Origin of the sequence: Streptomyces sp. NBC_00984, assembly GCF_045162475.1 — a bacterium.
Classification (GTDB): Bacteria; Actinomycetota; Actinomycetes; order Streptomycetales; family Streptomycetaceae; genus Streptomyces.
Genome location: NZ_CP108734.1, coordinates 4091440 through 4103014, shown reverse-complemented (window position 1 = coordinate 4103014; position 11575 = coordinate 4091440). Strand labels below are relative to the sequence as shown.

The following is an 11575-nucleotide window of genomic DNA, read 5'->3' as shown; positions in this document are numbered from 1 at the left end:
GCTGAGAGCCTGTCGGGTGGCCGGTTGATTACGCCGCGATGTAGTCCTCGACGGTGTTGGCTCGTGCGATCTTGCGGTGGGATTCATGGCTCCACCGCAAGGACTGCCCGGCGAGCCGGACGAGCATCAGACGGATCATTGCCACCTTGATCATGGCCTCGGAGGTCGCGGTCAGCCGTTCGTAGTCGCGGGCCAGCCGACGGTTTCGGACCAGCCAGCCGAAACTTCGCTCCACCACCCAGCGGCGGGGCAGGACCTTGAAGCCCTTGACGTCGTCGGTCCGTTTAACGATCTCGACGACGATGTTCCACGCGTCGCGAGCCCACGAAAGCAGCGTGGAATCAACGGAGTTGGCGTATCCGCCGTCGGCCCACACCAGACTGATCGTGCGGAAGCCCACGGCGAGCTGGGCCAGGACGGCGCGGCCTCCGGCCCGGTCCTGCACGGACGCGGAGGTGACGGCGACGACCAGCAGCAGGCCCATCGTGTCCACGATCACGTGTCGCTTCCGCCCTGTCGTTCGCTTGCCCGCATCGAATCCACGCGCCTCGCCGCCCTCGCTGGTCTTGATCGACTGGGCGTCGATCACCGCGGCCGACGGCTCGGGATCGCGTCCGGCCCCGATCCGGACCCGGCGGCGGAGCTCGTCGTGGACGCGGTCCCAGGTACCGTCCCGGCGCCACTTGGTGAACCAGCGGTGGGCCGCGTCCCAGGGCATCAGATCGCGCGGAAGCATCCGCCACTGGCAGCCCGACCGCAGCACGTAGAACACCGAGTCGAGCACCAACCGGTCTCCGTACTTGCGCATCCCGCCGCCTTTTCGCAGGTCACGCGCGGGAAGGAGCGGCTTGATGATCTCCCACATCTCATCGGTCAGGCTGGACGGATAGCATGGGCCGCTGACGGCCTCGGAGTTGTCGCACTGGCACACACCACGTGATCATTCCGGGGCCGTCGCCATGCCCCGAAGGCAGATCACGACCGTCACGCATCACGCATGGTCAGCCACCCGACAGGCTCTGAGGGATTTCGGTGCCCCGACCAGGAGTCGTGGCCGGCGTCGTGGACAGAATCGGCTGGGGCGGCTGGCCGCGGGCGGGCTCGGTGTGCTGGGGCTGGTGGCCGCCGGGCTGGGGCTGCCGGGGCAGACGGCCGCCGCGCAGCCCGTGGGCGTACCGCTGGTGGACGAGACGTTCACCGGGGCCGACGCCGTCGCGGGGTTCGAGGCGTTCGGGCCCGCCTGCCTGACGGGTGCGCCCGAGGCCCCGGCGCCCGGTCCCGGCACCCATCCGCTCACCGGCTGCCCGGCCGGCGCGACCGGCCCCGTGCCGCCGAACAATGCCGCGCCGCACGGCTACCTCCGACTGACCGACGCGTCCAACGACCGGTCCGCCGCGGTGCTCTACAACCACGCCCTCCCGGCGAACCAGGGGCTGGTCACGAGGTTCGACCAGTGGCAGTACGGAGGTACGACCAATCCTCCGGCCGACGGCATCTCGTTCTTCCTCATCGACGGCGCCGCGTCGCTGACCTCGCCCGGGGCCTTCGGCGGCAGCCTGGGCTACGCGCAGAAGCTTCCCGATGACGACCCGAACGAGACGTTTCTGCCGGGCGTCAACCGCGGCTACGTGGGTGTCGGCCTGGACGTCCTCGGCAACTACTTCGGTGACTGGGAACACCGCGGCAACGGCTGTGCCACCCGCTCCCCGGCCGGTACGTCCTTCCGGATCCCGGCGCCCGGCGCGAACATGGTGACGCTGCGCGGGCCGGGCGACGGCACCGAGGGCTACTGCTTCCTCGATGCGACGACCAGCAACTTCTCGACGACGGGGCCCTGGCCCTCCACGCTTCCGGGGCAGTTGCAGGGGCCGACCACCTCGGTGCCGCCGGACTCCACCCCGCAGGAGGCCGAAGCGCTGCTGGAGCCGTCGCGCCGCACGGTGACCGTCGAGGTCTCCCCGTCACCGAACCCGGTGATCACGGTCTCGATCGATTTCCACGACGGCAACGGCACCCAGCAGGTGCTGTCGACCCCGGCGCCCCAACCGGTGCCCGACACCTACAAGTTCGGTTTCGCCGCGTCGACCGGACTGTTCACCGACGTGCACCTCATCCGGAACCTCAGCGTCCATCCGGCCGCCGCGCTGCCCCAGCTCAACCTGGTCAAGCAGGTCTCCCGGAATCCGCCGCTGCCGACCCCGCTGACACCGGGCACCAAGGTGCCCTACGAGTACGTGGTGACCAACAGCGGCGGCGTCCCGCTGACGAACGTGACCGTGACCGACGACCGGGTCACCGGCATCATCTGTCCGAAGACCACGCTCGCCGTGGGCGAGACGATGACCTGCACCGGCAGTTACACCGTCACCCAGGCGGACGGCACGGCCGGTTCGGTCACCAACACCGCCGCCGCGCACGGGCAGGCCGACGGCACCCCGGTCCAGTCGCCACCCGACGACGTCACCCTGGAGGTCCGGTCCGGGCCCGGGGTCCGGCTGGAGAAGTCGGCCGACGACACCCGCGTGTACCAGGTCGGCGACGAGGTGACGTACACGTACACCGTCACCAACACCGGCCCCGAGGAGCTGACGGGGCTCTCGGTCGCCGACGACCGGGTGACGGGTGTGACCTGCGATTCGACCACGCTCGCCCCGGCCGGGCAGTCCGGTGACAGCACCACCTGCACCGGCACCTACCGGGTCACGGCCGCCGACGCCAAGCGCGGCGAGGTCGTCAACCGCGCGGTGGCCACGGCCGAGAACGGGACCGTCCGGTCGAACCAGGACCAGGCGCGCATCACCGTCGGGAAGAAGCCGTGCGACGCGAAGCACGACAAGCAGTGCAAGCCCAAGCCCAAGCCGAAGCCGTGCCACGACAAGCACGGCAAGCAGTGCAAGCCGAAGCCGTGCCACGACAAGCATGACAAGCAGTGCAAGCCGAAGCCCAAGCCGTGCCACGGCAAGGACTTCTGCCGCTCGATGTGACACGACCTCCACAGAGCTGACCGAACGAACCACGGGCACCCGCCACCACCCGGTGGCGGGTGCCCGTCCGTTGTTCCGGTCAGTGCCGCCCCGCCAGCCGGTCCGCCACCTTCGCCACCGGGTCCGTGCCGGCCCGCGGCGAGGTGAGTTCGCGGCGGTCGGCGGCGCGGTAGGCGGCGTACATGCCGTGGACGCCGAGCCAGCGGAAGGGTTCCGGCTCCCAGCGGCGGACCTTGTGGCCGACCCAGGGGAGGGTGGTCAGCTCGGTGGGACCCGACTGGCCGGAGTCCTGCTGGATCAGGTCGCGCAGGGTGCGGGCGGCGAGATTGGTGGTGGCGACGCCGGAGCCGACGTAGCCGCCCGCCCAGCCGAGCCCGGTGGAACGGTCGAGGGTGACCGTGGCGCACCAGTCGCGGGGGACACCGAGGACGCCGGACCAGGCGTGGTCGATCCGGGCGCCCGCGGTGCTGGGGAAGAAGCGGACGAGGATGTCGCGGAGGGCCTCGATGGTGGCGGGCTGGGTGCGGCCGTCGTTGTCGGTGCCGGAGCCGTAGCGGTACGGGACGCCCCGGCCGCCGAGCGCGATGCGGTCGTCGGCGGTGCGCTGGGCGTACATGTAGGCGTGGGCCATGTCGCCGAGGGTTTCGCGGCCGTCCCAGCCGATGGTGTCCCAGACCGACGCGGGGAGCGGCTCGGTGGCGATCATCGACGAGTTCATGGGGAGCCAGGTGCGCCGCTGGCCCTTGAGGTTCGCGGTGAAGCCCTCGGTGCAGCGCAGGATGTACGGGGCGCGGACGGTGCCGTACGGGGTGTGCGCGTGCTTGGGCTTGATCTCGGTGACGGGCGTCGACTCGTGGATGGTGACGCCGAGCGCCTCGACGGTCGCGGCGAGCCCCTGGACGAGTTTGACCGGGTGCAGCCGGGCGCCGTGCGGGGTCCAGGTGGAGCCGACGGCTCCGGTGACGTTGACGCGTTCGCAGGTCTCCCGGGCGCCGCGCAGGACGCGGTCCGTCTCGCCGAAGGCGATCTCGACGGAGTGGAAGTCCTTGAGCCTGGCCAGCTGCGCGGGCGTGTAGGCGACTTCGAGGACGCCGCCCTGATGGATGTCGGCGTCGATGTTCTCCTCGGCGGCCACCCGTACGACTTCGTCGACCGTCTCGTTCATCGCCTGCTGGAGCCGGACGGCGGCTTCGTGGCCGTGGAGTTTCGCGTAGCGGTCGCGGCCCGCGATGCCGTTGTACAGCCAGCCGCCGTTGCGCCCGGAGGCGCCGTAGCCGCAGAACTTGGCTTCGAGAACGGTGATGTTGAGGAAGGGGACGGCCTTCTTGAGGTAGTAGGCGGTCCACAGTCCGGTGTATCCGCCGCCGACGATGCAGATGTCGGCGGTGGCGTCGCCCGGCAGGGGCTCCCGGGCGAGAGGGGTGCCTCGGTCCGCGTACCAGAACGATATGCCGCCGTTGACGGTGCTGACGGTGCTCATGTTGCCTCTGCTTTGTCCGGTGTGAAGCCCTGTGTGGAGTGTTGCGTGAAGCGTGGTGCGAGGGTGTGCGCGAGGCCGCGTTTCCTCTGGGGCGGGACGTTACTGCGGAACGGGCGTTTTCGTCCTCTGCCGGGACCAGGCCAGTGGGTAGCAGGCGAGGCCGATGAGCACGGCGGTGAAGTGGCCGAGGTCGGTGAAGGAGCGGCCGGCGATGAGGGGGACGCCGTAGATGACGAGGACGGCGAAGAGGTACACGTACCGCCAGGGCGGCGGGACGCGGTACGTGAGGACGGCGACGACCCCCGCGAGCGCGTAACTGACGCCGACATCGAGGGTGTTGGCAGCCGCGGGTGGTACGTGTCCGTGCCGGATCGCCCAGGCCAGGACGCCTTCGCTGGCGAGGGAGGCGAGGACGTGTGCCAGGACGGCGACGGTGAGCCAGCGCAGGGTGCCGAGCCAGCGTTCGGCGGGGGCGTGGAAGACGGTGTACAGGAGGGCGTAGGGGATCCACTGGCCGCCGTCGATCCAGAAGGAGCTGGCGAACAGGACGCGTAGGGGGTCCGCGGTGAGTTCGTGGATGTTGGTCGAGCGCTGGCGCAGGAAGTCCTCTTCGAAGTCCGGTGACATCTGGTGGACGATGACCGTGGTGACGAAGAGCGCGGCCAGCCAGACGTAGGTGCCGGGTGCGCTGCGGATCCATGAGCCGGCGCTGCGGATCCACGAACCGGCGATGGTGCGGTGCCGGGTGGGCGGTGCGGGGCTGCTCGGAGTCATATCCGATTGACGCACGGCCCTAGGATCGTCGGCGTGATCGACATTCCGGACGGGCTGATCGCCACCCAGTCCAAGTACAACGGCGACGCCGGGCGGGCATTCCTGGCGGCGCTGCCGGAGCGGGCCGCCGGGTTCCTGGAGCGGTGGGGGCTGCGGCGGGACGGCGAGGCGTTCCACGGGGTGTGCGCGCTGGTGCTCCCGGTGGTGCGGGTGGCGGACGGCTGCCCGGCGGCGTTGAAGCTCCAGCCGGTGGACGAGGAGACGGTGGGCGAGCCGGTCGCGCTGCGGGTGTGGGGCGAGGCGGGCGCGGGGGCCGTGGGGTTGCTGGACCACGATGCCGAGACGGGGACGCTGCTGCTGGAACGGCTGGACGGACACCGCTCGTTGGACGGGATGGCGGACGAGCGCGAGGCCTCGGGGATTCTCGCCGAGCTGCTGGCCCGGCTGACGTCCGTCCCCGCCCCGGCGGGCAGCGGGCTGCGGGGGCTGGGGGATCTGGCGGAGCGGATGCTGGCGGCGGCGCCGGGCGCGGTGGCGGAGCTGGCGGACGCGGCGGAGGCGCGGCTGCTCGCGGACTGCGCGGCGGCGGTGCGGGAGGTCGCGGGGGAGCCGGGGGACCGGCTGCTGCACTGGGACCTGCACTACGGCAATGTGCTGGCCGACGGGGCGGGCCGGTGGGTGGCCATCGACCCGAAGCCACTGGTCGGCGATCCGGGCTTCGAGCTGTTGCCGGCCCTGGTCAACCGGTTCGACCCGGCGGCGGTCCGGTGGCGGTTCGATCTGCTGACCCGGGTGCTGGGCCTGGACCGGGAGCGGGCGCTGGCCTGGACGCTGGGGCGGCTGCTGCAGAACGCGTTGTGGGACGTGTCGGACGGCCGGCGGCGGCTGGACCCGAACCAGGCGGAGATCGCACGGCAGTTGCTGGGACGGAGCTGACCGGCGCGGAACGGGCGGTGCCGCCGGGCGAGGGGGTGGGGCGGGCGGGGGACGTGCCTCTGTTTACGCTGCCCCCATGATTCGTACCGCTGTCCCCGCCGATGTCCCCGTCATCCACGCCATGGTCCGTGAGCTGGCCGACTACGAGAAGGTCCTGGACGAGGCGAACGCCACCGAGGAGCAGCTGCACGAGGCGCTGTTCGGCGAGCGGCCCGCCGCGTACGCGCACATCGCCGAGTCGGACGACGACGGCGAGGTCGTCGGCTTCGCGCTGTGGTTCCTGAACTTCTCCACCTGGCGCGGGGTGCACGGCATCTACCTGGAGGACCTGTACGTACGCCCGGAGCGGCGCGGCGGCGGCCACGGGAAGGCGCTGCTGACGGAGCTGGCGCGGATCTGTGCGGAGCGCGGCTACGAGCGTCTGGAGTGGTCGGTGCTGAACTGGAACGCCCCGTCCATCGCGTTCTACGAGTCGCTGGGCGCGCGGCCGCAGGACGAGTGGACGGTGTACCGGCTGACGGACGAGGCGTTGGCGGAGCTCGGCGGGCAGCGGTAGGCGGGGGCGGGCCCGCCGTCCTGGTCCCGTCGCATCGCCGCGAGGGGGCGTTGTCAGTGGCATGGGTCACGATGGAGGGCATGGCACGCAGCAACAGCAGGAAGACGGACACCATCGCGGCGGCTCGGCGGCCGGAGGTGCGGCTCCCCCCGCTCGTTCCGTACGACGGCGAGGGCCTGGAGCCGGACGGGGACTACGACGGAGTGCGGTTCGAGGGGACGGATCTCGCGGACGAGTCGGGTCCGGGAGCCCGGTTCATGGACTGTGCGCTGGACGGCTGCGCGCTGGACCGCACGGAGTTGGTCAGGGCCCGCTTCATCGACTCGGTGCTGACGGGCGTACGGGGCGTGGGCACCGATCTCGCGGGGGCGTCGCTGCGTGACGTGGAGGTGGTGGACGCCCGGCTGGGCGGGGTGCAGCTGCACGGCGCGGTGCTGGAGCGGGTGCTGGTGCGCGGCGGGAAGATCGATTACCTGAATCTGCGGAAGGCCCGGCTCAAGGACGTGGTGTTCGAGGGCTGTGTGCTGTCCGAGCCGGATTTCGGCGACGCGCAGCTGGTGCGGGTGGAGTTCCGCGACTGTGTGCTGAAGCGGGCCGACTTCAGCTCCGCCCGGATGGAGTCGGTGGACCTGCGCTCGGTCGCGGAGCTGGACATCGCGCGTGGGGTGGAGCGGCTGGCGGGCGCGGTGATCAGCCCGGCGCAGCTGATGGAGCTGGCGCCCGCGTTCGCGGCGCAGATCGGGGTGCGCGTGGAGGCGTAGGGCCCTTTCGCGAGGACCGGGGCCGGGTTCAGATACGGGGGAAGCGGGCCTGGAGGTCCCAGATCACGGGGTTGTCGGCGAGGCCCTCGTGCATGTCGGCGAGGTCGGCGATCAGATCGTGCAGGAAGTCGCGGGCCTCGCGGCGCAGCAGCGAGTGGCTGAAGGTGAGCGGGGGCTCCTCGCCGGGCATCCAGTCCGCTTCGACGTCGACCCAGCCGAAGCGGCGCTCGAAGAGCATCCGGTCGGACGATTCGGTGAAGTCCAGCTCGGCGAACTGCTGCCGGTGCGAGCGGTTGCCGCGCGGGTCCTGGTCGATCTGCTCGACGATGTCGCACAGCGCCCACGCGAAGTCGAGCACCGGCACCCATCCCCAGGCCGTGGACACCTCGCGGTCCTCCTTGGTGTCCGCGAGGTAGACGTCCCCGGAGAACAGATCGTGCCGCAGGGCGTGGACGTCCGCGCGGCGGTAGTCGGTCTGCGGGGGATCGGGGAAGCGTCGGGAGAGGGAGTAGCCGATGTCGAGCACGCTTCGATGGTGTCATGCCGGAGGGGGCGTCGGCGCCCAGAGGCCCTACGGCAGCAGTCGCTGCTCCTTGGCGACGGCGACGGCGCCCGCGCGGGTGTCGACGCCGAGCTTGTCGTAGATCCGGCCGAGGTGGGTCTTGACCGTGGCCTCGCTGATGAACAGGGCGCGGGCGATGTCGCGGTTGCCCAGGCCCTGGGAGAGCTGGGCCAGGATGTCGAGCTCGCGGTCGAGGAGGGCGAGCAGACCGGCGCGTACGACGACATGGTCGTCGCAGAGCAGGATGCGTACGGGCGGCGTCGCGGTCATGCGAGGTCCTCCGGGGCGGTCGGCGGGGCGGCGGGGGTGAGCGGGACGGCGGCGGACAGCACCGTACCCTCGCCCGGCGCCGACTCGATCGTCAGCGTGCCGCCGAGCTGGTGCAGCCGGGCCCGGATCGCGGACAGCCCGTGACCGCGCACGCTGCCGGTGGCCCGGGTGGCTTCGGTGGGTGCGAAGCCCTGTCCGTCGTCGGCGATGTCCAGGACGACCCGGTCGTCGAGGTGGGTCAGCGTCAGCGCCGCCTCCGTCGCGTGCGCGTGCTCCTTCACATTGGCCAGGGCGCCCTGCGCGATGCGCAGGAGCGCGGACTGCACCCGGTCCGGCAGCGCGGTGTGCCCTTCCCCCTCCACATGGCAGCGGACGGTGAGCCGCCCCTGCCCTTGTGCCGTCTCGCGGGCGGCCAGTGCGTGCAGGGCCGCCTCCAGGCCGCCGCCCTCCGCGAGATCGGCGGGCGCCAGGTCGTGGACGAAGCGGCGGGCCTCGGCGAGATTGCGTTCCGCGATGCCGGTGGCCGTACGGACGTGGCGGCGGGCGGTCACCGGGTCGGCGTCCCAGGTGCGGTCGGCGGCCTGGAGCAGCATCTGCTGGCTGGAGAGGCCCTGCGCCAGGGTGTCGTGGATCTCCATGGACAGCCGCTGGCGTTCGGCGAGGGTGCCCTCGCGGCGCTCGGTGGCGGCCAGTTCGCGGCGGGTGCGCAGCAGGTCGTCGATGAGTTCGCCCTGCCGCTCGGACAGTTCGCGCTGACGCCCGGCCTGGCGCTGCATATGGACGAAGACCGCCGTCGCGACCGCCGCCACGGCGGGCGGGGCGAGTACCAGATTCGGGTCGAAGCCCTCGGCCAGCCGCAGTTGCGCGGCGACGACGAACAGGGTGAGCAGGGCGACGAGCGCGAGCGCGGCGCGCGGCGGGAGGATGCGCAGCCCGGTGAAGAAGAGCGGCACCGCGCACCACGCGAAGCTCGGCGCGAGGACGACCAGCACCATCCACACGGCGACCAGCACCCCCAGCCACACCAGGGAGCGCGGTGTCGGACGCGAGCCGAGCACCGGCCCGAGCACGTACAGCACGGCGAGGGCGACGGAGAGCGCGATGATCCACGGGGTGCGGGCCTCGCCGGGGTGGCGCAGCAGGAAGCGGGTGAGCGAGGCGCCGAGCAGCAGGAAGAACGCGGCGTGCATCAGGAGCGTGAGCCACCGGGCGTCCGGGTCGCCGGTCCGGTCCGGTGCGGCCGATGGGGTTCGGTGCATCACCTCCTACCTCTCGCTCCTCACCGTCAGCGGCACCGCTGACCTGCACGGATACATCCATGGTCACCCCGGATGACCACCGTCGCATCAACCGATCGGCTGATGGGGCCGTCGACCGTCCCGCGCGCGGACCCCGACGCACAGGACCGGCGCGAGGAGAGCCCCTGGCTGGCGACCGGAGTCACCGGCAGCGTCCCGATGCTGCACGTCCTGCTGCCGGCCGGCCCCGATCTGAAGCTCCGCAACCGCTTCGGCGCCATCGCGCTCATCCCGGCGAGCGAGCGCGGCCACGCCGCCTGCGTACGGGAGCTGCTCCGGGTCACCGACATCGACGTCGACCACGTCAACCGGCTCGGCCGGACGGCCCTGCTGGAGGCCGTGATCCTCGGCGACGGCGGCCGGGCGCACCAGGAGGCGCGACGGGTACGGCAACGGCATCACCGTCGTCGGTCTCACGGGCGGGAAGCGGCCGTTCGAGGTGAACGCGGGCGCCCGCCCGCTGGGGATCGCGGTCCTCCGAGCCGATATCGCGCCAACCGGGCATTCCATGCCTAGGATCGCCGGTGTGGATCAGCGAACACCTGTACGCCGCACGGCCCGCGCCGCCGCTCTCGTCCTGCTGGTGCTGACGACGTCCACCGGCTGCACCGGCGGTGTCGAGGGCAGGCCCGGCGCCGCCGGCCTGCGCGATCCGTACTTCCCGAGGCTCGGCAACGGCGGCTACGACGTCACGCACTACGACCTCGCGCTCGACGTCGACCCGGCCGCCCACCGGCTGCGCGGCACCGCCACGATCACCGCGCGCGCCACCCAGGACCTCAGCGCCTTCGACCTCGACCTCGTCGGTCTCACCGTGGACTCCGCGACCGTCGACGGCCGTCCCGCCGCCGTCCACCGGGCCGGGCAGGAGCTGACGCTGCGTCCCGACGCCGCGAGCCGGCTGCGCAGGGGCAGCACCTTCCGTACGGTCGTCCGCTACTCGGGCTCCCCGCGGACCCTCACCGATCCCGACAGGTCGCAGGAGGGCTGGCTGCGGACCGCGGACGGTTCGGTCGCGCTCGGCGAACCGACCGGCTCGATGGCCTGGTTCCCCGGCAACAACCACCCGAGCGACAAGGCGTCGTACGACATCGCCGTCACCGTCCCCGAGGGGCTGACGGCGGTGTCCAACGGGGAGCTGACCTCCCGGCGGACCTCGGGCGGTACCACCACGTACCGCTGGCACACGGCCGAACCGATGGCGAGCTATCTGGCGACCGTCGTCATCGGCCGCTTCGACACGAAGGAGTCGACGACGGCGGACGGCATCAAGGTGTTCACCGCCGCGGACACGACGGTGGCGGCGGACAGCGCGCGGATTCTCGCCCGGGTCCCCGAGGTCGTGAAGTGGGAGGCGGAGCGGTTCGGCCCGTACCCCTTCTCCGCCACGGGCGCGATCGTCGAGCGCACCGGGGACGCCGGCTACGCCCTGGAGACCCAGAACCGGCCCTTCTTCCACGGGCCGCCGGGCGCCGGGCTCCTCGTCCACGAGATGGCCCACCAGTGGTTCGGGGACTCCGTCACGCCCGGCAGCTGGCGGGACATGTGGCTGAACGAGGGCTTCGCGACGTACGCGGAGTGGCTGTGGGAGGCCGACAAGAACGGCAGACCGGTCCAGGGCCGGTTCGACGCCGCCTTCGCGGACGACGACAACTGGGCCTTCCCGCCGGCCGATCCGCCGACGGCCGCGGACATCTCGCAGGCGCCGGTGTACGGGCGCGGGGCGATGGTCATCCACAGGATCCGGCAGGCCGTGGACGACGACAAGCGCTTCTTCGCGCTCGTCAGGGGCTGGACGAAGGCCCACCGGCACGGCAACGCGTCGACCGCCGACTTCACCGCCTACGTGGAGAAGACGACCGGGCAGGACCTGACGGAGCTGTGGAACACCTGGCTGTACGGCAGGAGCCGGCCCGCCTCGAAGGGCTGACCGGCTCCCGTCGGAGTGCTGCTG

General features: G+C 71.7%; 10 protein-coding genes and 2 pseudogenes. 6 read left to right on the top strand and 6 right to left on the bottom strand.

The window, feature by feature from the left end:
- Positions 1-28: 28 nt before the first annotated feature.
- Positions 29-931 carry an IS5 family transposase gene (locus tag OG520_RS18085; RefSeq protein ID WP_406013847.1) on the bottom strand — a complete coding sequence of 301 codons (903 nt, stop codon included), beginning with the start codon at positions 929-931 and terminating at the stop codon, positions 29-31.
- 175 nt (positions 932-1106) lie between these two features.
- Between OG520_RS18085 and OG520_RS18080 the strand changes: the two genes are divergently transcribed.
- Positions 1107-2984 carry a lectin-like domain-containing protein gene (locus OG520_RS18080; RefSeq protein WP_406013846.1) on the top strand — a complete coding sequence of 626 codons (1878 nt, stop codon included), beginning with the start codon at positions 1107-1109 and terminating at the stop codon, positions 2982-2984.
- 79 nt (positions 2985-3063) lie between these two features.
- Here OG520_RS18080 and OG520_RS18075 read toward each other — a convergent pair whose 3' ends face one another.
- Together OG520_RS18075 and OG520_RS18070 are read right to left on the bottom strand one after the other, a co-directional pair.
- Positions 3064-4464 carry an NAD(P)/FAD-dependent oxidoreductase gene (locus OG520_RS18075; RefSeq protein WP_399331170.1) on the bottom strand — a complete coding sequence of 467 codons (1401 nt, stop codon included), beginning with the start codon at positions 4462-4464 and terminating at the stop codon, positions 3064-3066.
- Positions 4465-4563: 99 nt separating this feature from the next.
- Complete coding sequence (locus OG520_RS18070; protein ID WP_406016514.1) at positions 4564-5238, bottom strand: rhomboid-like protein; 675 nt, start codon at positions 5236-5238, stop codon at positions 4564-4566.
- Positions 5239-5271: 33 nt separating this feature from the next.
- Here OG520_RS18070 and OG520_RS18065 point away from each other — a divergent pair, with 33 nt between their 5' ends.
- The 3 genes from OG520_RS18065 (at position 5272) to OG520_RS18055 (ending at position 7491) form a co-directional block, all read left to right on the top strand.
- A complete protein-coding gene (locus OG520_RS18065; RefSeq protein WP_406013845.1) occupies positions 5272-6174 on the top strand; it encodes an aminoglycoside phosphotransferase family protein in 903 nt (300 codons plus the stop codon).
- A 76-nt stretch (positions 6175-6250) separates the two neighbouring features.
- A complete protein-coding gene (locus OG520_RS18060; RefSeq protein ID WP_406013844.1) occupies positions 6251-6730 on the top strand; it encodes a GNAT family N-acetyltransferase in 480 nt (159 codons plus the stop codon).
- 80 nt (positions 6731-6810) lie between these two features.
- A complete protein-coding gene (locus tag OG520_RS18055) occupies positions 6811-7491 on the top strand; it encodes a pentapeptide repeat-containing protein (RefSeq protein WP_406013843.1) in 681 nt (226 codons plus the stop codon).
- 28 nt (positions 7492-7519) lie between these two features.
- Here OG520_RS18055 and OG520_RS18050 read toward each other — a convergent pair whose 3' ends face one another.
- The 3 genes and pseudogenes from OG520_RS18050 to OG520_RS18040 all read right to left on the bottom strand — a co-directional run bounded on the left by OG520_RS18050 (position 7520) and on the right by OG520_RS18040 (position 9582).
- A complete protein-coding gene (locus tag OG520_RS18050; protein WP_124717226.1) occupies positions 7520-8017 on the bottom strand; it encodes a hypothetical protein in 498 nt (165 codons plus the stop codon).
- Between the two features lie 45 nt (positions 8018-8062).
- A pseudogene (locus OG520_RS18045) lies at positions 8063-8251 on the bottom strand (response regulator transcription factor); the annotation flags it as partial.
- 68 nt (positions 8252-8319) lie between these two features.
- Positions 8320-9582, bottom strand: coding sequence for a sensor histidine kinase (locus tag OG520_RS18040; protein ID WP_406013842.1), 1263 nt, complete (start codon positions 9580-9582; stop codon positions 8320-8322).
- A 126-nt stretch (positions 9583-9708) separates the two neighbouring features.
- On the opposite strand from OG520_RS18040, the pseudogene OG520_RS18035 reads away from it, so the two are divergent.
- Together OG520_RS18035 and OG520_RS18030 are read left to right on the top strand one after the other, a co-directional pair.
- Positions 9709-10137: pseudogene (locus OG520_RS18035) on the top strand (ankyrin repeat domain-containing protein); the annotation flags it as partial.
- 10 nt (positions 10138-10147) lie between these two features.
- The gene (locus OG520_RS18030; RefSeq protein WP_406013841.1) at positions 10148-11551 is read left to right on the top strand and encodes a M1 family metallopeptidase; all 1404 of its coding nucleotides are present in this window, start codon (positions 10148-10150) and stop codon (positions 11549-11551) included.
- The last annotated feature ends 24 nt before the right edge of the window (positions 11552-11575 follow it).

Coding starts and splice junctions, on each gene's coding strand:
- OG520_RS18075 (WP_399331170.1), bottom strand. CDS start 4,464: ATGAGCACCGTCAGCACCGTCAACGGCGGCATATCGTTCTGGTACGCG.
- OG520_RS18070 (WP_406016514.1), bottom strand. CDS start 5,238: ATGACTCCGAGCAGCCCCGCACCGCCCACCCGGCACCGCACCATCGCC.
- OG520_RS18060 (WP_406013844.1), top strand. CDS start 6,251: ATGATTCGTACCGCTGTCCCCGCCGATGTCCCCGTCATCCACGCCATG.
- OG520_RS18055 (WP_406013843.1), top strand. CDS start 6,811: ATGGCACGCAGCAACAGCAGGAAGACGGACACCATCGCGGCGGCTCGG.
- OG520_RS18040 (WP_406013842.1), bottom strand. CDS start 9,582: ATGCACCGAACCCCATCGGCCGCACCGGACCGGACCGGCGACCCGGAC.